The sequence below is a fragment of the Candidatus Nitrosopumilus sp. bin_7KS genome (assembly GCF_054095835.1).
Window position 1 is genome coordinate 206,016 of record NZ_JBSWSO010000004.1, and the last position, 20,350, is coordinate 226,365.

The window sequence follows — 20,350 nt, forward strand, 5'->3', positions numbered from 1 at the left end:
CACTTCGCAAATTATTATGTCACTAGTTACCACATCTACTTCTGATGGCATTTGTACTGTCAAGATCAACAGACCTGACAAACTCAATGCTATGAATACTGATGTTGCAAAAGAACTAATCAAAACTTTTGAAGAACTAAACCAAAACGATAATGTCAAAGTTATCATTTTGACTGGTGAAGGAGAAAAGGCATTTTCTGCTGGTGCAGATATTGAATACATGTCTAAAATCTCTGCAGATGAATCAGTTGAATATGCAAAGACAGGTCAGCTTGTCACTGCAACTGTTGAATTAGTTAAACAACCAACTATTGCAGCAGTTAATGGTTTTGCTTTAGGTGGAGGTTGCGAACTTGCAATGTCTTGTGATATTAGAATAGCAGCAGATACTGCTAGACTAGGTCAACCAGAAGTAACAATAGGTGTACCTCCTGGATGGGGTGGTACTCAAAGATTAATGAGAATCGTGGGAATAGCAAAGGCAAAAGAACTTGTTTACACAGGTAAAATGGTCAAAGCAGAAGAGGCTAAAGAAATTGGTCTTGTAAATCAAGTAGTTCCTCTTGCATCATTACAAGAAGAAGCTTTGAAAATGGCCCAACAAATAGCTGGAAACTCTACAATGGGTGTTCAGATGTCTAAAGTTGCAATCAATAAAGGAAGAAATGCAGATCTTGATACTGGTCTTGCTCTAGAACTTCTTGCTTGGAGAAATTGCTTCACTCATCCTGACAGGGAAGAGCGAATGACTGCATTTGTTAACAAGTCAAAGAAATAGCTATTTCTAATTTCTTTCTTATTTTATTAATTCAAAAAAGCTAGATTTTTTCCAATTCTATTTCACTGTAACTATTCCTACTCTCCATGGATGAAATGAACAATAGTAATTGTATGCCCCTGCTTCATCAAATGTATATTCGAATCTTTCTCCGGTATTCAATGGTGGGCTGTTAAACATGTCACTTACTTTTCCAAATTCATCTTGACTTTGAATATTGTGTGGAACAGAGTCTTCATTTACCCAGATGACTTTGGTGTTTGTTTTAATTTCAAGATTTAGTGGTAAGTAAAATCCACTACCGGAGACATTAGAATTTCCATTAGGAATTACTATCATGGTTTCCGTCATTTCTGAAACCCCCATAGTATCTAGTATGATGACTCCAGTATCAATCAAAAATTTAATAGCATTAAGAAATTCTAATTCTGAAATATCTCCTTGACCATACCATAATGCATTATTTTTAACCCATTCTGGAACTGATTCTGCAGCTGCGTCATTGACTGTAAATGAAACTAAAAGAATTGAAAATACTATAGTTAGAATAGGTATTTTCATAGATCTGAACTTCATACTTTGAAATATTTTGTAGATAATTTATCATCTGAGTATACATTGTCTTGCAGTGCAGGCCATTATTTTCATAGATCAAACTAATCCTTGCATGAAAAACTGGTTCTAAATTAGATGTGATAAATTAGACTGATGAAAGAACAATTTAGTCAAGTATATTGCAGATCTCTGAAAATACTAGTTATTCTCTGATTTTGTAAATTACTAGTATGCCTGGGGGGAAAAGATTATTATAATTTGAATCACCTTTTGTCTTTATTATGGCAACTGAGCAAACACAAAAGATGGTCACAGTTACCGCAAAAGCAGCTGAAAAAATTCATGAATTCATGAAAGAAGAAGCAGAATCCCCTGAATATCTTAGAGTATATGTTCAAGGTGGAGGTTGTTCTGGTCTATCTTATGGAATGGGCTTTGAAAAAGCACCAGAAGAAGATGACATCGTCATGGAAGAAAATGGAGTAAAACTCCTAATTGACAGCTACAGCGTTGATCATTTGCAGGGTGCAAACGTAGACTATATTGAAAGCCTAATGGGCTCAGGATTCAAAATTAACAATCCAAATGTTACAAAATCCTGTTCATGTGGTTCTTCATTTAGCACTGAATAAACAACTACATTATTTTTCATTTTTAGATTATTCTATAGCGTTTGCTGTATGGATAAATTTTTGAAAAATTTTATATTTTTTAGACTATTTTTTGCGATACCCTCATATATCGCAGGTAGAGACTCAAAATATGATAATAAAGGAGATGAATAGTTTATGCCTCAATCAGGAATTGTCAAATATCACGTTAAACTTTCCTATGAAGTCGATGGACTCGTTGAAAGAGCAGATATAATCGGAGCCATCTTTGGCCAAACAGAAGGACTGTTAGGCCCAGAGATGAATTTGAATGAACTGCAACGAGTTTCCAAAGTAGGCCGCATTGAAGTTAATGCAAAACCTACCTCTAACACCACTAATGGTGATGCATTAATTCCAATGAGTACTGACATTGATACTTGTGCATTAATTGCTGCTGGAATTGAAAGCATTGACAAAGTGGGTCCGTTTGATTGTAAATTTAGATTAGAAGCTATTGATGATGTGCGAGCTGCAAAGAAAGATGATATTGTAAGACGTGCAAAAGAGATCAAGCAAAAATGGGCAACTAAGACTGTTAGTGAAGGTGAAACTATGTTAAATGATGTTCACCAAGGTGATACTGGAAAACTATCGACATATGGACCATCAAAATTAACATGTAGTTCAGGTGTTTTCGATTCTAATTGGGTAATTCTAGTTGAAGGAAGAGCTGATGTAATCAATCTTCTAAGAGCAGGTTATGATAATGTACTTGCAATTGAAGGTGCAAAAATAGATGAATCAATCAAAGAACTATGTGGCAAGAAAGATACTGTTGTTGCATTTTTAGATGGTGATAGATCTGGCGGATTTATTCTTAAAGAACTCAAATCTGTTGTTACTTTAGATTATGAACTTCAAGCAGACACTGGTGTTGAAGTTGAAGAATTAACTCCAGCAAGAATTGATGAGATTTTAAGTCCAATTGCTACTGAGATTAGAGAAGGAAAACCTGCACCAGAGATAAAAAATGAAGATGATAAACCTGTTGCAGAAATGGCTGCCAAAGTATTTCCAAATCTCAATGAAACACTTGAAGCAGTAGCATTAGATGCAGATCAAAATGAAATTTTCAAAGTTCCAATCAGTGAAGTTGTAAGCAAACTATCTTCACAATCTGGAATCAAATATCTTCTATTGGATGGAATTATCACTCAGAGACTTTTAGAAGGTGCCAAAAATGCTGGTGTTGAATGTGTAATTGGACACAGAGTTGCAAAATTATCAAACTCTGATGGAATGACACTCAAAACATTCGGTGACTTGGGCATATCTTAGAATAGATGACTGATCTAAAAATTCAGCACATCCTAACTCTTTCATATTTACTTTCAAAAGGTGCCAAATACAACTATGTTTCAATCACAACTTCATCTCTAGGAAAAAATATCAAAAAATCACAACAGGCAGCCTCAAAACATCTTCTAGAATTAGAACAAAATCAATTCATTGAGAGGATAATTAGTGGACGAAATATCTCTGTAAAAATTACTTCAAAAGGATATTCTGAAATGGTAAAACTTTCAGCAATATTGCAAAAAAGTCTTGATTCTTCTCCATCTCATGTTGAACTAAAGGGAACTTTAGTTTCTGGAATGGGTGAAGGTGCATACTATATGGGATTAAAGGGATACACAAAACAATTCCAGTCTAAAATTGGGTATGTTCCATATCCTGGAACTCTTAATGTTAGATTGGATCAAAAAATTCATCAAGAAGCAATAAAGCAATTTGAAACTTTGAATGGTGTAAAAATTAAGAGCTTTTCAGATGGAAAGCGAACTTATGGTTGGGTGAAATGCTTTACTGCAAAATTAAACAATTCTACAAATTGTGAATTGATCATTCTTGAGCGTACACATCATGATGATTCTATAATAGAATTAATTTCAAAATCCTGTATACGAAAAACTGCAAAATTAAAAGATGGTTCGAAAGTTTCTATTAAAATCCCAATAAGTTCCTAAATTCCGTGAATAGATTCGCCATACTCTTTTTGAATTTTTGAACTAGAACTCTCAGGAATTGGGGATTGTAATCTTGCGACTTTTGCATCAAGTTCTATTTTTTTACATCCTTCAGTTATGAATTTCTCTTGATGGACTTGATCATATCCTAATGCAATAATTTGCGGTTTTACATGATTTACAGTTTTGAATATGTCATTTTCTTGTCCAATCAAACAAAGATCTACGATTGATAATGAATTTACTAATTCTTGTCTTTGTTCTTGTGCATGGAGTGGTCTTCTTTTCTTCATTTTAACTGCTGTATTGTCAGTTGCAACTACGACAACTAAAACATCGCCTAGTTCTTTTGCTGCATTTAATGTGTGAATATGTCCTGGATGAATAATATCAAAAACCCCTCCTGCTAAAACAACACAGAGTGAATTTCTTCCTTTTTCAGTAATTGATTTTCTATCTTCATTGACGAATTTATTTTTAATTAAATTATTAATTTCTAAATTAATCAAATCTTCAGAAAGCATGGTTTTTTTCTTGAGTATTTCAAATGCTTCTTTTCCCTCAATTTCACAGACATACATGATAGATAGTATGGTTTTTTGAGTTTGTTCCAATGTTTTTTCTATTTTTGACCCACTCTTTAATTCATTGCTGAAAATTACATCTTTGGATCAAGGCCTTTTGCCAATCTTAATGCATCCACAAGACCATCTGCATACCCTATACTCAATATTGCTACTTCATCTTGACCATCTTCTAGAAATTTTTCTGCATCCTTGACATACAATTCAGCATTTTCTAAAATTATTTGAAATTCTTTTTGATCTTTGTATAGCGGCCCTACTTCCTCTAATGCCTCTCTAACCATTGGAACATATTTTTTCATCATTTGGATGGATATCTTTTTTGTTTTTTCTGTATTGTCAAATGGTTCGTCAATGCATTGTCCAAATAATTTCAAAGCATCTGATTCAGTAAAATGTAATCTACCTGGAATAATTACAGTATGTGGGGGCTTGCCAAAGTCAATCTTCTTTAAACTTGATATTTTACCTGAAATAATTTTTTGATCTTTGAATCCTATCCTGGATGCTACAATTACATATGTTGATGAACTGATGACATTTCTTATTTGACCTTTTTCAGTTTCTAATAATCCATTTAATGCATCATTAGGATCTAGGAAAAAATCCTTGTCTTGATTGTATTCTAAGAGAAGAACTGTGTGATTACCTTCAATGATGTTTTTGTATATTACATAATATGGTGTTGTCAGTGATTTCATTTCACTCATTATTGTTGCAATTCTTCCCACTTTGTAAAAATGCAAACCGCACTCCCCTATCATTGAAGTTAGTGATGATGCTGCATGAATTGAATGAGTTTTAATTTTATCTTCCATTGCTCTTGTTCGTAGTTCTATGTGAGTTGTAGCGATGTAGGGATCTCCATATGCTAATAAGACCACTTTCTTTTTCTTTGCATTTTTTAAAATTTCACTACCATCTTCAACTAACCATCTTTTTGCAAGTTTGAATTCTCCCTTTGTTGCATTTTTGATTTTTGTTAAATCTGATTTTCCTATTGGGCTGGTGAATTGTTCTAAATATACAATATCTGCTTTTGATAATACATCTAATGCCTCACTAGGGATCGATTTGAATCCAGAAATCCCTAAACCGATAAACCACAGCATTATTGATTTTTTTTGTCGTGAAGTCTTTTTAAATGCTGTAGTGTTTTCTTGAGAATTTCTATTCCTCTAAGATATTCATCAACTGAAACTTTCTCGTCAATTGTGTGGGCTTCATGGGGATCTCCAGGTCCATAAGTTACAACTGGAATTCCCCATTGATTTCCAAGTACATTCATGTCTCCTGTACCTGTTTTTCTAATCAAAGTAGGTCGTGAATGTTCAGTTTCCATTATGCCTAGAGTGAATGCTCTAACTAGCGGTGAATTATGTGGTGCTTCAAATGGTTCAGTTTCATCTAAAATTGAATAAAATGCTTCTACTTCTCTTTCTTGAGATATTTCTTTTACAAGTGTTGAAATTTTCTGTTCAATTGTTTTACAATTCATATCTACTGGAATTCTGATATCAAAAGTTGTTTCACAATCTTTTGGAGTTACATTGTGACTTGTTCCCCCCTTTACTTCAGTCATCGTAGCAGTAAGTAACATTCCTTTTGTTTTACCTTCTTGGTTTGCTTCTAGTTTTTCTTTTAACTCTCTTGCAAATATCATGGATTCTAAAATTGCATTCTTTGATAGCCAAGGTGCGCTTGCATGAGAACTATCTTCTACGCTAATTTTGAGATTTATTGCCAATCTTCCCTTGTATGCAATTGTTACTTTTTTAATTCCACTTGGCTCCCCAAAAACAGCATAATCAATACCCATTTTTTTCTTGACTAGATTTTTAATTCCTGTTGCATTTCCTTCTTCATCAACTGCTCCGACAAAAATTATTGTTCCGTTATTATTTTGAATTGAAGCTGCCGCAAATAACATTGCCATCAATGGTGCTTTTGCATCAGATGCTCCTCTACCATAAAGTGAATCTCCTTCTTTTCGAACTTTGACCTTTCCTGGTACTACATCCATATGTCCACATAACATAATTTTTGGAGAACCAGAACCTTTCTTTGCAATTACATTGCCTACTTCATCTATCTGGATATCTTCAAATCCTAAATCATCACACTTATCTGCTAAAAATTCAGCCATTGGTTTTTCACTTAGCGATGGAGTGTACAATCTTAGTGCTTTCTCTAGCATCTTAACTGCAAACCTTGGTGTTACTGTAAAATGAGTGTCCAATTCTTACTTTTCTATCTTCAGTGCATAGTCTAGCATTAAGGAGGGAATATCTACATCACACACTCTAACTGTGTTTTTGTATTCTGTTGTATTGTTTACTTCATGTACAACTAGTCCTTTCTCATTGCTTTCCATCAAATCTACACCTACGATATCTCCTTCAACTGCATGTTTTGCTTTAATGCACATCTCTTCCATTTCTTGTGTTACTTTACATGGCTCTGCTACTCCACCTAATGCCATGTTTGTTTTCCAATGCTTGGATGATCTGTAGATTGCTGCAACTATTTTATCTCCTACCATTATTGCTCTAATGTCCCTTGGTGGTCTTTGTACAAATTCTTCTAAATAATGAACTTGATAAATTGGATACATGTTCTCTCTGCTTTCAATAATTCCTTCAGCTGCATCTCTATCATTTAATTTTGAGATTAATCTTCCCCAACTACCAACTGTTGGTTTGATTACTCTTGGGTATCCTTGTGAATCTAATGCTTCAAGTGCTGCATCTTTTGAAAAAGCTACAGTTGCATCAGGTGTTGGAACTCCAAATTTTTTTAATAACATATGTGTAAATAATTTATTTCCTGCATACACTCCAGTGTTTAGACAATTAATCACTTTGACACCTAACCCTTCAAGAGCTGCTGTTGAATGTAAATTTCTGTAATAGCTTACACATCTCTGAATAACTACACCATAATCTTCTGGTTTTTTTTCTAAATTTATTGCTAATTTTTTACAATCAACCATCTGGATGTTGATGTTCTTTTTTTTACCTGCTTCTAGTAGAGCTTTTTCTTCCCAACGGATGGTATCGTAAAGAATGGTAACGTCAGGATTCACTGCCCCCAATCCTCGCCAACCGTTTGGGCCGGCTTTAGATCGAAACCGCTTGAACCTTTAGATAATTCAAAACTTGCGCCACATTCCGGACATGTTACGATTTCTCCTTCAAGTGCATCACTTGGGATGGAAATATCTGCATCACATTCTTCACATTTTGACATATTTTCTCTTCATTACTCCTCTTTATTTATCATTAATTATCTTTTTTTCAAGTCTGTCTTCTAAAGGGATCTCTATGAGATCACCCATTCTTAGACCCTTTAGTCCTGCAGCAACAGCCTTTGCACCTTCATCATCTTTTTCCAATCCTAAAAGAGACATCAAATAAGCAGCACCTGTTTTTCCAGCTAGTTCTCCAAACACTATTCTTCGTCTATTTCCTACTGCTCTAGGAGGAATTGGCTCGTAGGCTGCAGGATTTCGAAGAATTGCTGCAAGGTGGGTACCTGCTTTGTGTTTGTAAGCTGATGAACCTACTATTGGCTTGGAATCATATGGTTTGATTGATGTGTATTCTTCAATCAATCTGGATAAATCAAGTAACATGTCTAACCTGAAATCATTTGGTGATTTGTAGAGATACGTTAATGCTACTGCAACTTCTGCAAGGGGAGGAATACCTGTTCTTTCTCCAATCCCATCAATTGTAGTGTGAATTTGATCAACTCCTGCATCACATGCTGAAAATGCATTTGCAACTGCAAAACCAATATCATTATGAACATGTGCATCTAATGGAACATCTACTACTTCTCTCACCTTTTTAACAAAATTATACATTCCAATTGGACGTAAAATCCCTACAGTATCTGGCAAACTAATTCTATCCACTCCTACTTCTTCAATTGCTTTGCATACTTTTAGTAAGAATTCTGGCTCTGCTCTACTTCCATCCTCAACTGTAAATCTAATTTTAAGTCCATGAGATTTTGCATATTCTACAGTTCCTACTGCTCTTTCAAGTGCTTCTTCTCTTGTAATTCTTAATTTATCTTTTAGATGAATATCTGAAATTCCTAAATATGCTGCACACCATTTTGCATCACAATCTAATGAAATATCTATGTCGGATTTGAGTGCACGTCCGTGAGAAACAATATCTGCTTTTAATCCTTGTTTGATGATTGTTTTAGTAGCTTCTTTATGATCATTTGATACTACTGGGGAAATTTCAATTTGATCAACACCAAAATAATCTAGCATCCATGCAATCTGAATTCTTTGTTTATTTGTAAATGAAACACCTGGATGTTGTTCACCTTCTCTTAGGGTGCTATCCAAAATTCTAATTTTCTTTGGATTTTTTTCATATGCGTTGTATATGTTTGCATAGTGATTCGGATCTTTCATTACTGATATCGTTGGCATAAATTGATGATATAAACATATTCGTACTAACTTCGTTGATAAAAAGCAAAAATGATCCTAAATTAGTTTTGAAATTAAATTTTGAAACGAAAGTCGTTATTAGATAATTTTTCTTAAAATGATAACTGTGTTAGTATCTACCACCCCTGAAATTTTTCTTAGTGCATCTATGGTGGTATTAATTTCTGCAATGTTTGTTGCACTCATTATTGTTGTAATGTCATATTGACCTGTAATTTCATAAACTGTTTTTACGCCTTCAAGCTTTGCAAGTTTTAGTGATACTTTGGATGTGTCTGTTGCAGAATCTACTGAAACTAAAACAATTGCACTAGTTGAATTCTCTTCCCCAAGTTCCAAAGTAAATTTCTTAATTGTTCCACTGTCTACTAGATTCTTTACACGTCTTCTGACTGCTGATTCTGAAAGTTTTAGTTTTTTCCCAATGTCTACAAATGATTCTCTGGAATCTTCTTTCAAATACCCTATAATTTTTTCGTCTACTTTATCCTTGTACATTTCTTTTTTCTTCCTCTTCTGTTAGTACTGAATCAAGAGCATGTAAAACTTTTGTTACGTCATCTTCTGATATTACTAATGGAGGAAGTATTCTGAGTATGTTTCTTCCAGAATAGAGCATTAAAACTCCTTTTTTGATTAATCCCATTAAGATATCTTTAACCTCAAATTTCATCTCAATTCCTATCATGAGTCCTTTACCTCTAACCTCTCTAATCATAGAATGTTTTTCTTTTAATTTTTCTAAACCTTCTCTGAATAGTTTTCCCATCTTCTCTGAATTCTCAATTAAACCGTCTTCTGTAATTGCTTTAAGAGCTGCAGTTCCTGCTGCGCAAGATATTGGATTGCCCCCAAACGTTGATGAATGCTCGCCTTTACTAATTGAAGCTAAAATATCTGGTCTTACAAGAGTTGCACCCATTGGGACTCCTCCTGCGATTCCTTTTGCAAGACATAGAATATCTGGTGCAGTATTCCAATGATCACAAGCCCATAATCGTCCGGTTCTACCTAATCCAGCTTGTATTTCGTCAAAAATTAACACAATTCCTTTTTCATCACAAAGTTTTCTAACTTCTTGCAAAAATCCTTCAGGTGCAACAATAATTCCACTTTCACCTTGAATAGGTTCTAAAATTACAAATGCAGTATCTTCATCAATTTCTGAACGTAGTGATTCTATGTCTCCATATGTTGCAAAAGAAACTTTCTCTACTAATGGTGCAAATGGTTTTCTATATTTTGGATTAAATGTTAATGATAATGCACCAAATGATTTTCCATGGTATGATCCTTTCATTGCAACCATTCCTTTTTTCCCTGTAAACTTTCTTGCAAATTTCATTGCAGCTTCGATAGCTTCAGCACCACTGTTGTTTAGATGAACTTGTGTCAAGCCTTTTGGTGCTAAGCCGATAAGGGTTTTCAAAAATTCTTCTCTAGTTTTATTGTATAGAGAACTATGGACTGTAATTATTTTATCAATTTGCTCTCTGATTGCATCATTCACTCTTTGATTTTTATGACCTACTAGTGCTACTCCGTATCCGCCCATACAATCGATGTATTCTTTTCCATCTACATCCCATACATGTGCTCCTACACCTTTTTCAATTGTTACTGGAAATCTCTGATATAGATTTCCCATAAATTGGTCTTCACTCATGTTCAATCACCGTACAATTATCATGTGCGATTGCTGATGAAATTGGATTTTCTCTTTGCCCATTTCCAATCAATGCCTCTTTTACTCCCATGTCTAATGCTTCAGTTGATGCCAAAATCTTTTTCTCCATTCCTGGACCAATTTTTGGTCTAATTGCTTTTGCTTCTGCCAATGTCAATTTTGGAACAAGTTTGTCATCCATTAATAATCCATCAACATTTGTGATGAATAATACTTTATCACAACCCACTTTGCCTGCAACATATGCTGCAGCCCTGTCTCCATCAATATTCAAAAATTCTGATTCCTCGCTTATTGCTATGGGGGAAATAACTGGTGTAAGGCCTTGCTCTAAAAGTGATAAAATGAATTTTGAATTTACTTCTCTGATTTTCCCTGTATATCCACCGTCAATTGCTTGTTTTCTGCCTTTTTCATTCATAATGAGTAGTTTCTTTTTCCTATCTGCCTCTATGACCCTTGCATCTACCCCTGAAAGACCAATTGCATTAATGCCATTTTTCTGAAGCATCTGAACAATTGTTTTATTGATTCTACCTGACATAACCATGGTGAAAATTTCTGCAGTTTCTTTGTCTGTATATCTACTCTTAATGCCACTTGGCGATGTTACAAATTTTGGCTCTTTACCAAGCTGTTTACAAACTTTGGTAACTTCTTTCCCTCCTCCGTGAACAATAATAATTCCTTCAGTTTCTGCTATTTTTTTAATATCTAAAATTGTTGATGGATGTAAATCGTCTACTACACTTCCACCAATCTTGATTGTGATCATTTCTAAACCGGAGTTAATGGTGTATATCTTAGTCCGTCCATTTCATCAAAACCACACATTACGTTCATGTTTTGAATGGCAGAACCAGCTGCACCTTTCATCAAGTTATCTGATGCAGAAAGTGCAATCAATCTATTGTTATCTTCATCTAAATCAAATCCAATATCACAAAAGTTTGAACCTACCAAGAATTTTGGATCTGGGAATTTGTACAATCCTTTCTTGTCTCTGATCAATCTGATGAATCTTTCTTCACCATATGCTTGACGATATATTTTCCATAATTCTTTTTCATCAATATCTTTTTTCAAGAATGTGTGATTTGTACACAAAATACCTCTAACTACATCTACTGCATGCGGACTCATTGATACACGAATTTTATGTCCTGCAATTTCACTAAGCTCTTGTTCAATTTCACCTGTGTGTCTATGTTTTGCTGGTTTGTATGGTCTGATTACTCCTGCTCTCATTGCATGAGCAGTTCCAGAACCAGAACCTGCTCCTGATGAACCTATTTTTGAATCAACAATGATGTGTTCTTCATCAATAAGATTATTTTTGATTAATGGTGCAAGTGCAAGCATTGATGTAACTGCCATACATCCTGGACAAGAAACTAGTTGTGCATTTTTAATTTTATCTCTATGCAATTCGGGTACTCCGAAAACTGATTTTTCTAAATAGTCTGGATGTGGATGTTCCCAACCATACCATTTGTCATATGCGTCTTGATTGTGTAATCTGTAATCTGCACTCAAATCAATTACTTTGACTCCTCTATCGTAGAGTGCTTTTACAATTTCAGTTGCAGTTCCATGAGGTACCGCAGTGAATACAACATCACACTTGTCTGTTAATTTATCATAATCTAATTCTGAGAAAGTAAGATCGGTAAATCCTTTCAAACTTGGTTGGATTCTGTGTAGATACTCCCCTACATGTTGTCTTGATGTGACCATTGCGATCTCTACATCTGGATGGTTTACCAAAAGACGAAGTGTCTCTCCACCTACATATCCTGATGCACCTACAACTCCTACTTTCATGATAAGACACCTCCTAAAGGAGTATAATTATTTTCTTACGTAGTTTAAAGCAAATTCTATCATTTCTTTTGGTATGTTTCTAGTAGCAACTTTTGACAATCCTTTGAATTCTACTGTATTGTTAACTTCATGTACAACTAAACCTCTCTGGTCATCTTCCATCATATCTATTCCTAAAATCCCACCACCCATAGCTTTTGACGCTTTTACTGCCATATCCTCCATCTCTTTTGTGATCTCACAAATCTCTGGATCTGCCCCTAGAGCGATATTGGTTTTGAATCCGCCTGAAGATTTTCTATACATGGCTGCAATAGGCTCATCTCCTACTGTAATTACTCTGATATCTCTTGGTGGTCTTTGGATTAATTCTTGTAAATAGTAAATTCTGTCATGGGGACTATCTGTAATATCTCTGATCTCAAAAACTGCTTCCATGGTATCTCTATCTTTTAGTGGCATTACGCCTCTTCCCCAACTTCCAATTACTGGTTTAATCACTAGAGGAAATCCTACTTTATCTAAATTCTCTGCTGCACTTTCACTTGAAAATGAAAAGTATGTTTTAGGTGTTGGTATATTATTTTTTTTCAAAAGTAATGTCATGAACATTTTATTTCCACAAACATTTGCAACTTCAAACTTGTTTAATACAGGAATGTCCATAAATTCTAGACTTGCAGTAAAATGCAGTCCTCTAAAATAACTTACACATCTTTCTAAAACAACATCTCCAAAATCAAAATCTTCTTTTTTACTGTCTGTATTGATTTGAGTGATTTTTGCATCTAACATCAATGCATCATGTCCTAGTTCCGATGCTTCTTTTTGTAGCATCTTTTCTTCCGCCCTTAAGCGGTCAAAAACGATACTAACTTTTGACATTACTCTCCCCAGTCTTCGCCTACGGTTTCTGCTTGTTTAAGCTCGACATTTGCTCCGTCTTTTTTTGCGATTTCAAAGTCAGCGCCACAATCAGGACAGGAGACAATTTCTCCTACTGAGGCATCGTCTGGGATGTTTAATGTTGCATCACATTCTGGGCAGTTCATGTTTTTGTAGACCTTTTCTTTTGTAATTTATTAGCTTCTGTTGACTGCATTCCCCATAATTCGACAAATCCTTTGGCTAATCTTTGATCAAATGTAGATTCTACTCCATAAGTTGCAATATCGTGACTGTATAATGAATTGCTTGACTTTCTTCCAACTACCCTGAGACTTCCTTTGTATAATTTCAGTTTCACAGTTCCAGATACTGGCTTTTGTGATGCATCAATAAATCCATCTAGATCTGTTTTTAGTGGATCTTGCCAAAGTCCTGAATATACCAAATATGCCCATTCATCGTCAATCATTGATTTGAATTTATTCTCATGTTTGGTGTGAACCATTTTTTCCAAATCTGCATGAGCTTCAATCAGACAAGTCGCTGCTGGAGTTTCATACACTTCACGCGATTTTATTCCAACCACTCTATCTTCAATATGATCAACTATGCCAACACCTGCATCTCCTGCTTTTTTGTTAATATATTCAATTAGTTTTATCGGTTCCATTTTTTTACCATCAACCTCAACTGGTATTCCTTTGTTGAATTTTATTTCCAAGTATGTTGGTTTGTCAGGCAAGTTTTTTGTTTTAACCCAAATGAAAGCATCATCTGGTGGTTCGTTGTATGGATCTTCTAACACTCCTCCTTCTATTGCACGTCCCCACAAATTTTGATCAATACTAAATTTTTTTGCTACAGTATCAATTTCAATCCCATGTTTTTTTGCAAATTTTAATTCTGTATCTCTATCTAAATTTTTATCTCTAATTGGAGCAATGATTGGAAGATCAGAACCTGATCTTAATGTGATATCAAATCGTACTTGATCATTTCCTTTTCCAGAACAACCATGAGCAAGTGACGTGACTTTCTCTTTCTTTGCAATTTCTAAAACTTTTTCTGCAATTAACGGTCTGGCAAGTGCTGTTGCAAGACAATATTTTTTTTGATAAAGTGCATTTGCTTTAATTGAAGGAAAAATGTAATCTGTGACAAATTCTTTTCTTGCATCAATATTGTAGTGTTTTTTAACACCTAATTTTTTTGCTTTAGCTTCAATTTTTTTCCAATCGTCTCCTTGTCCAACATCTACTGTGACGGTAATTACATCCATATCATGTTCGTCTTGTAGATACTTTACAACGACTGATGTATCCAGTCCACCTGAAAATGCAAGAATTCCTTTTTGAGTCATAAAACATCTTTTCCGTCGTATTTTGGAATTTATCTTTTGTGATGTGCTCAAATTATTTTTTTTCAAAAAGTTTCTGACTAGCTTGAGCTAAAATTCGATGATTATTTAACCGCCAAATATAACGCTGTTTTATGAAAACTCGATCGGTAATTTTTGCCAGTATTGCAGGCATTATTTTGTTATCTATATTGGGAATATCTCTTAGTTCTAATTCTGAATCTAATGAAAATAAAATTCGTATTGCTTACTTTCCTAACATTGGACACGCAATTCCAATAGTAGGGATGGAGAAAGGATTTTTTGAAACAGATCTGGGAGACCAAGTAAAAATTGAAACTCGTGTTTTTGACAGTGGTCCTCAGGCTATAGAATCTCTATTTGCTAATTCTATTGACTTGGCATATGTTGGTCCTGGTCCTGCAATTAATGGATTTTTAATTTCTGAAAATCATAACGTAAAGATTCTTGCTGGGGCTGCAAGTGGTGGAGCAAGTTTCATTGTTCATCCTGAATCTGAAATAAATTCTGCATCTGATTTTGCTGGAAAGAAAATTGCTGCTCCACAAATTGGCAATACTCAGGATGTATCCTTGAGACATTATCTATCTGAACATGGATTAAAAACTGCTGATAAAGGTGGCTCTGTAATAGTTTACAATATTCCAAACCCTGACATCTATACACTATTTGTTAAGGGTGATCTTGATGGTGCATGGGTGGCAGAACCATGGGCTACTATTTTAGAAACTGAACTAGATGGAAAAAGATTATTCTTCGAAGAGGAATTGTGGCCAAATCAAGAATTTGCATCTGTTCTTTTAATTGCCAATATTGATTTTGTAGAAAAAAATCCTGTCATAGTTGCAAATTTTTTAGATTCACATCATAAAACGGTAACTTGGATTAATCAGAATCCTATTGAAACTAGAGATGTGTTTAACAATTTTTTAAATTCCCATTTAGGCCAATCATTGTCTGATGATGTTGTAGATATTGCACTATCTAATCTTGTAATCACTGCAGATCCAATACCTGATTCTGTTTACTCATTTGCAGAAAAGGCAAATGCCCTAGGATATCTTGGACGAAATGGATATGATTTGTCTGGTATTTTTTACTACTTTGATACAAATCCCATTGAAGGGGGAAATAACACATGACAAAACTTGAAGCAAAAAATATTGTAAAATATTTTAGTCATGATTCTCACAAACTCAAAGCTCTTGGAGGCATTAATCTCAAAGTTGAGGCTGGAGACTTTGTGTGCCTAGTGGGTCCTTCAGGATGTGGTAAATCTACCTTCTTACGCATAGTTGCAGGCTTGGAAAAACCTGATGAGGGGCAAATTTTGTTTGATGGTCGTAATGTTACTGAAACTGGACCTGAAAGAATTATGGTGTTTCAAGAGGGGGCATTATTCCCGTGGTTGAAGGTTCAAGATAATGTGGAATTTGGATTAAAGATGGCTGGTATTCCAAAAGAGGAACGAGCCAAAATATCTCATAGATATTTGGATATGATGCAATTAACAAAATTTGCAGATTCTTATGTTTACCAACTTTCTACTGGAATGAAGCAGCGTGTAGCTATAGCACGAGCTCTTGTAATGGATCCTGATGTATTACTAATGGATGAACCCTTTGCTGCACTTGATGCACAGACTCGTGATTTATTATTAGTTGAAATGCAGTTGATTTGGGAGAAGACAAAAAAGACAATTTTATTTGTCACTCATAGTGTTTCTGAAGCTGCAGTTCTTGGAACTAAAGTTGCAATTTTTAGTAATCGTCCATCTGTAATTAAAAAAGAAGTTGATAATAATTTCCCAAGACCTAGAATTACTGATGATGAATCTTTACTTAAATTTCAACAAGATATTTTAGCAGAACTTAGACCTGAGGTAAAGAAAAGACCAGAGTGATAATAATGGTAAAGAATTTCACACCTCACAGAATTGCATTTTACATTGGAATTATTGCAGTATGGCAAATTATTTCCATGGTTGGAATATGGCCTGACAACATATTTCCTTCTCCATATGAGGTGGCAGAAGATTTAGCTTATGGTGTATCTGATGGTAGTTTGTTATATGGAATAGCAACTAGTATGTGGAGATTAGCTATTGGATTGGCAATATCTATTGGTGGAGGAATTGTACTTGGAATATTTATGGCAAGAGTCGAGGTAATCAATCAAACTGTTGGATCTCTAGTTTTGGGATTACAATCAATCCCATCAATTGCATGGGTTCCTTTGGCTATACTCTGGTTTGGATTAACTGATGGTGGGATAATTTTTGTCACTGCAATTGGTGCAATTTTTGCAGTTACCATTAACACCTATACTGGAGTCAAAAACATTAATCCACATTTTATTGAGGCTGCTCGAAATATGGGTGCAAAGGGAAGCCAATTGATTACTGCGGTACTAATTCCTGCTGCCTTTCCATACATGATTTCAGGCTTTAAACAAGGCTGGGCATTTGCTTGGAGGGGCGTTATTGGTGCAGAAATTCTATTTTCATTCCTAGGTTTAGGATTCTTGCTTAATGCTGGTCGTTCTTTGAATGATGTATCTCAAGTAATTGGAATTATGGTGGTAATAATGGGAATTGGTCTTGCAGTTGATGGTGTTATTTTCAAGAGAGTTGAAAATAAAGTAATGTCTCGTTGGGGTTTGAGATAATTCTATGATTGACTATGTTAAATCATATCAATATCAGTCCAAATAACTACTTTTTTTGTATTATGGAATCTGGATTTTTTATGATATAATGAAACATGCATGCTGAATTTGTATTACAAAGACATTTCATGTTTGGGACATTGAATATCATTATTTAAACAATAATTGAGTTGACTTCATCCAGAATTAAAACAACTAATGATTAGATATTAAATCATTTTTCATATTATGCAAATATCACGAGTTATGCTGATTATGATATATTTAATTAATCTCTTCTAAATCTATTTGATAAAATATGGCTTCCCTTACTTCTACTCAAACAAGACATAGTCCTGTCATTATACGTTCAATGACTCCAGATGATATTTTAAAAATTGTTGAATTACAAAAAATTGCATTTCCATACATGGCTGCTGAAGGTGTATACTGGAAACCTGATCATTTGAAATCCCATCTGAAAGTTTTCCCTAAAGGTCAGTTTGTTGCAGAGTATAATGGAAAGATTGTTGGATCTTGTAGTAGTTTGATTGTGAAATTAAAATCTGAATATGAAGATCATACTTGGATGAGTGTATGTGGTGATAGCTTTTTTAAAAATCATAACCCTGATGGTGATTCATTATATGGTGCTGATGTATCATCTCATCCAGACCATAGGCGATTGGGGATTGCAACAAAACTCTATGATGCAAGAAAAACATTGGCAAAGGAACTAAATTTATGTAGAATAATTGCAGGGGCAAGATTGTTTAATTATTGTGAACATGCAAAAGAATTCACTCCTTTAGAATATGTTGCTAAAGTAAAAAAACATGAAGTTAAAGAACCTGTATTGTCGTTTCAAATACGAAATGGCTTCAAGTTTATCAAAATACTCCCTGATTATTTGAAAGATCCAAGGTCGCTGAACAATGCAACTTTTATTGAATGGAAAAATCCTGATTTTGTAGAAAAATTATGATTATTGATTGCCATGTTCATGTGAATCAATATGAGCTTACTCAACATATTCCATTACTTGAAGATCGATTAGACATGCTTCAAAATGAGATGTCAAGTAATAATGTGGATTATGCCATAATCTTGTCTTCTTACAAAGTAAATTCAGAAAGACCATCAACTAAACAAATTATTGAAGGAATTAAAAAGTATGATAATCTAGGAATTGCAGCAGGATTTACTATAGATAATCACACTGATGATGATCTCAGAATCTATCGAGAATGGATTAAAGAGGGTAAAATTAAAGCCATGAAAATTTATTCAGGTTATGAACACTATTACCCTTATGATAAACGATATCAAAAGGTCTACGATACATGCATTGAATTTGGAATTCCTGTAATGTTTCACACTGGGGATACATATTCGGAGAAAGGGAAATTGCGATATGCTAGACCTCTTAATCTGGATGATGTTGCAGTAGATAATCCTGAACTAAAAATTGTAATGTGTCATTTAGGAAATCCCTGGATTCAAGACGCACAAGAAGTGATTTATAAAAATAAAAATGTATTTGCAGATGTATCTGGTCTTGTTGTAGGATCTTTTGATCACTTTTTTGAAAAGATGATGAAAGATAAAGTTGCAGAATTGATCAATTACGCAGGTGAACCTAGATACTTACTTTATGGCACTGATTGGCCTATAATCTCTATGGATTCATATCTTAATTTTGTAGCTAAACTAAACATCAAAAAAGAATTTAGGGATAATTTTATGTATAAAAATGCAAAACAATTGTTCAAAATTTCATAAAATTATTTTTGGTTTTTAATTTTCAATGATACCATAAATGCACAAATGATAATTGCAATTGCAAAATACATTACTGCATTATAGTCAAATACAAATGCAATACTGCCTGCAATTACCGGACCAACTACTGTAGCAATAGATAGAGTTGAGCTAAATATTCCAGTTGATGTTGAACGTGGATTGTTTTCCATCAAATGGAAATTTCCACCAATAAACAAAAATGCCCAAGTTCCTCCAACCAGTGCCATAAACGGCATTGCCATCCACCAATCTGTAACAAACAACAATCCTACAAATACAAACGTTGTAAATCCAATACTAATTTTAAATTTAGTTACATTAGATAGGTGAATTTTACTTGCCATCACATTCATTAAAATAAATGCAGTCAATGTGTTTGCAACATATACGATTGATATTTGATAAAGTTCTGCGCCCCATTTTTCCATTAACATTATTGGAAGAATAGTCCATACTGCTGCTGCTCCAATATGTCTTAGTAATAATGATAGAAAGAGAAATCTGTTTTTTGAAATTACTTTTTTTGTAGTGCCTGGAGTTAATTCTTTTATTTGCTCAGGATTTGGTAGTCTAATTGTAAAGAATAATCCAATTACAAATGATCCTGCACTAATCAAGAAAATTAATTTAAGATCATTTGCAAATCCTGCAGCGGCAATTCCTGCTAACCACCCTAACGCGTGAAATGAAATCACTGTTGCTGCTCTTTTTTTATCAATATTTGCCTCATAGGTATAAGCAATCATTGCGGGAATCATTATTCCACTTGCAATCCCTGCAAGAATCCTTACTAGAAAAAATGAAGTGAGGTCGTCTGCAAAATAATGCAATCCAAAGGCTACAGCACATCCTATGAAACCAATTCTGATGAATTTGAGCCTGGTTCCTTTCTTATCTGAGTATCTTCCAAAGTAGATTTCAGATAAAATTTGAGCAAAACTAAATGATGCCACCAATAGCCCAATTTCAAAAATAGAATCTGTAACCCCTCTTGCAATAATGGGCATGAAAACAAAGATTATGGAAATTCCAGCATGTTGAAAAAATGTGGCACTACGAACTAGATTATTGACTGATGTCTTTTGCATAAATATGCAAAAAATCCACTTT

General features: G+C 34.3%; 24 protein-coding genes. 9 read left to right on the plus strand and 15 right to left on the minus strand.

Going from position 1 to position 20,350, the window contains the following annotated elements:
• The first annotated feature begins 16 nt into the window (after positions 1-16).
• Positions 17-778, plus strand: coding sequence for an enoyl-CoA hydratase/isomerase family protein (locus ACW9W4_RS04500; RefSeq protein ID WP_179362335.1), 762 nt, complete (start codon positions 17-19; stop codon positions 776-778).
• A gap of 57 nt (positions 779-835) precedes the next feature.
• Here the strand turns inward: ACW9W4_RS04500 and ACW9W4_RS04505 are convergent, their stop codons facing one another.
• Positions 836-1,354, minus strand: coding sequence for a cupredoxin domain-containing protein (locus tag ACW9W4_RS04505; RefSeq protein WP_457761290.1), 519 nt, complete (start codon positions 1,352-1,354; stop codon positions 836-838).
• Between the two features lie 260 nt (positions 1,355-1,614).
• On the opposite strand from ACW9W4_RS04505, the gene erpA reads away from it, so the two are divergent.
• The 3 genes from erpA to ACW9W4_RS04520 all read left to right on the plus strand — a co-directional run bounded on the left by erpA (position 1,615) and on the right by ACW9W4_RS04520 (position 3,953).
• Entirely contained in the window at positions 1,615-1,965 is a 351-nt protein-coding gene (gene erpA / locus ACW9W4_RS04510; RefSeq protein ID WP_179362334.1) for an iron-sulfur cluster insertion protein ErpA, read from the plus strand.
• 156 nt (positions 1,966-2,121) lie between these two features.
• Positions 2,122-3,264 carry a DNA primase DnaG gene (dnaG, locus tag ACW9W4_RS04515; protein ID WP_457761291.1) on the plus strand — a complete coding sequence of 381 codons (1,143 nt, stop codon included), beginning with the start codon at positions 2,122-2,124 and terminating at the stop codon, positions 3,262-3,264.
• A gap of 5 nt (positions 3,265-3,269) precedes the next feature.
• The gene (locus tag ACW9W4_RS04520; RefSeq protein ID WP_457761292.1) at positions 3,270-3,953 is read left to right on the plus strand and encodes a DUF120 domain-containing protein; all 684 of its coding nucleotides are present in this window, start codon (positions 3,270-3,272) and stop codon (positions 3,951-3,953) included.
• Here the strand turns inward: ACW9W4_RS04520 and ACW9W4_RS04525 are convergent.
• The 13 genes from ACW9W4_RS04525 to ACW9W4_RS04585 all read right to left on the minus strand — a co-directional run bounded on the left by ACW9W4_RS04525 (position 3,950) and on the right by ACW9W4_RS04585 (position 14,773).
• Entirely contained in the window at positions 3,950-4,534 is a 585-nt protein-coding gene (locus tag ACW9W4_RS04525; protein WP_457761455.1) for an adenylyltransferase/cytidyltransferase family protein, read from the minus strand. The two genes, ACW9W4_RS04520 and ACW9W4_RS04525, sit on opposite strands and share 4 nt — an antisense overlap.
• A 77-nt stretch (positions 4,535-4,611) precedes the next feature.
• Positions 4,612-5,649: a diphthine synthase gene (gene dph5, locus ACW9W4_RS04530; protein WP_457761293.1), complete on the minus strand. Its 1,038-nt coding sequence runs from the start codon at positions 5,647-5,649 to the stop codon at positions 4,612-4,614.
• A complete protein-coding gene (locus tag ACW9W4_RS04535; protein WP_457761294.1) occupies positions 5,649-6,776 on the minus strand; it encodes a M20/M25/M40 family metallo-hydrolase in 1,128 nt (375 codons plus the stop codon). The genes dph5 and ACW9W4_RS04535 overlap by 1 nt, the downstream gene beginning before the upstream one ends.
• A gap of 3 nt (positions 6,777-6,779) precedes the next feature.
• Entirely contained in the window at positions 6,780-7,622 is an 843-nt protein-coding gene (gene lysX, locus ACW9W4_RS04540; RefSeq protein ID WP_457761295.1) for a lysine biosynthesis protein LysX, read from the minus strand.
• On the minus strand, positions 7,619-7,786 hold the full coding sequence (gene lysW/argW, locus ACW9W4_RS04545; protein ID WP_179362327.1) for an alpha-aminoadipate/glutamate carrier protein LysW: 168 nt from the start codon (positions 7,784-7,786) through the stop codon (positions 7,619-7,621). Before lysW/argW (ACW9W4_RS04545) ends, lysX (ACW9W4_RS04540) begins: the two co-directional genes overlap by 4 nt.
• A 22-nt stretch (positions 7,787-7,808) precedes the next feature.
• Positions 7,809-8,975 (minus strand): LeuA family protein, encoded by a 1,167-nt coding sequence (locus ACW9W4_RS04550; protein WP_457761296.1) that lies wholly within the window; start codon positions 8,973-8,975, stop codon positions 7,809-7,811.
• Positions 8,976-9,092: 117 nt separating this feature from the next.
• Positions 9,093-9,512 carry an HTH-type transcriptional regulator LysM gene (gene lysM, locus ACW9W4_RS04555; protein ID WP_179362325.1) on the minus strand — a complete coding sequence of 140 codons (420 nt, stop codon included), beginning with the start codon at positions 9,510-9,512 and terminating at the stop codon, positions 9,093-9,095.
• Complete coding sequence (locus ACW9W4_RS04560) at positions 9,499-10,680, minus strand: aspartate aminotransferase family protein (protein ID WP_457761297.1); 1,182 nt, start codon at positions 10,678-10,680, stop codon at positions 9,499-9,501. The genes lysM and ACW9W4_RS04560 overlap by 14 nt, the downstream gene beginning before the upstream one ends.
• Positions 10,673-11,476 carry a [LysW]-aminoadipate/[LysW]-glutamate kinase gene (locus ACW9W4_RS04565; protein WP_457761298.1) on the minus strand — a complete coding sequence of 268 codons (804 nt, stop codon included), beginning with the start codon at positions 11,474-11,476 and terminating at the stop codon, positions 10,673-10,675. The genes ACW9W4_RS04560 and ACW9W4_RS04565 overlap by 8 nt, the downstream gene beginning before the upstream one ends.
• 2 nt (positions 11,477-11,478) lie before the next feature.
• Complete coding sequence (gene argC, locus ACW9W4_RS04570; RefSeq protein ID WP_457761299.1) at positions 11,479-12,525, minus strand: N-acetyl-gamma-glutamyl-phosphate reductase; 1,047 nt, start codon at positions 12,523-12,525, stop codon at positions 11,479-11,481.
• A gap of 27 nt (positions 12,526-12,552) precedes the next feature.
• Entirely contained in the window at positions 12,553-13,410 is an 858-nt protein-coding gene (gene lysX, locus ACW9W4_RS04575) for a lysine biosynthesis protein LysX (protein ID WP_457761300.1), read from the minus strand.
• The gene (gene lysW/argW / locus ACW9W4_RS04580) at positions 13,410-13,577 is read right to left on the minus strand and encodes an alpha-aminoadipate/glutamate carrier protein LysW (protein WP_179362320.1); all 168 of its coding nucleotides are present in this window, start codon (positions 13,575-13,577) and stop codon (positions 13,410-13,412) included. The genes lysX (ACW9W4_RS04575) and lysW/argW (ACW9W4_RS04580) overlap by 1 nt, the downstream gene beginning before the upstream one ends.
• The gene (locus ACW9W4_RS04585) at positions 13,574-14,773 is read right to left on the minus strand and encodes an argininosuccinate synthase (protein ID WP_457761301.1); all 1,200 of its coding nucleotides are present in this window, start codon (positions 14,771-14,773) and stop codon (positions 13,574-13,576) included. The genes lysW/argW (ACW9W4_RS04580) and ACW9W4_RS04585 overlap by 4 nt, the downstream gene beginning before the upstream one ends.
• A gap of 131 nt (positions 14,774-14,904) precedes the next feature.
• Between ACW9W4_RS04585 and ACW9W4_RS04590 the strand changes: the two genes are divergently transcribed.
• The 5 genes from ACW9W4_RS04590 to ACW9W4_RS04610 all read left to right on the plus strand — a co-directional run bounded on the left by ACW9W4_RS04590 (position 14,905) and on the right by ACW9W4_RS04610 (position 19,219).
• Positions 14,905-15,933, plus strand: a complete 1,029-nt coding sequence (locus ACW9W4_RS04590; protein WP_457761302.1) for an ABC transporter substrate-binding protein — start codon at positions 14,905-14,907, stop codon at positions 15,931-15,933.
• On the plus strand, positions 15,930-16,694 hold the full coding sequence (locus tag ACW9W4_RS04595; protein ID WP_457761303.1) for an ABC transporter ATP-binding protein: 765 nt from the start codon (positions 15,930-15,932) through the stop codon (positions 16,692-16,694). Before ACW9W4_RS04590 ends, ACW9W4_RS04595 begins: the two co-directional genes overlap by 4 nt.
• Before the next feature lie 5 nt (positions 16,695-16,699).
• A complete protein-coding gene (locus ACW9W4_RS04600) occupies positions 16,700-17,458 on the plus strand; it encodes an ABC transporter permease (protein WP_457761304.1) in 759 nt (252 codons plus the stop codon).
• Positions 17,459-17,810: 352 nt separating this feature from the next.
• Positions 17,811-18,422, plus strand: a complete 612-nt coding sequence (locus tag ACW9W4_RS04605) for a GNAT family N-acetyltransferase (protein ID WP_457761456.1) — start codon at positions 17,811-17,813, stop codon at positions 18,420-18,422.
• On the plus strand, positions 18,419-19,219 hold the full coding sequence (locus tag ACW9W4_RS04610; protein WP_457761305.1) for an amidohydrolase family protein: 801 nt from the start codon (positions 18,419-18,421) through the stop codon (positions 19,217-19,219). Before ACW9W4_RS04605 ends, ACW9W4_RS04610 begins: the two co-directional genes overlap by 4 nt.
• Before the next feature lie 2 nt (positions 19,220-19,221).
• On the opposite strand, the gene ACW9W4_RS04615 is transcribed toward ACW9W4_RS04610, so the two are convergent.
• Entirely contained in the window at positions 19,222-20,328 is a 1,107-nt protein-coding gene (locus ACW9W4_RS04615; protein ID WP_457761306.1) for an MFS transporter, read from the minus strand.
• Positions 20,329-20,350: the final 22 nt, after the last annotated feature.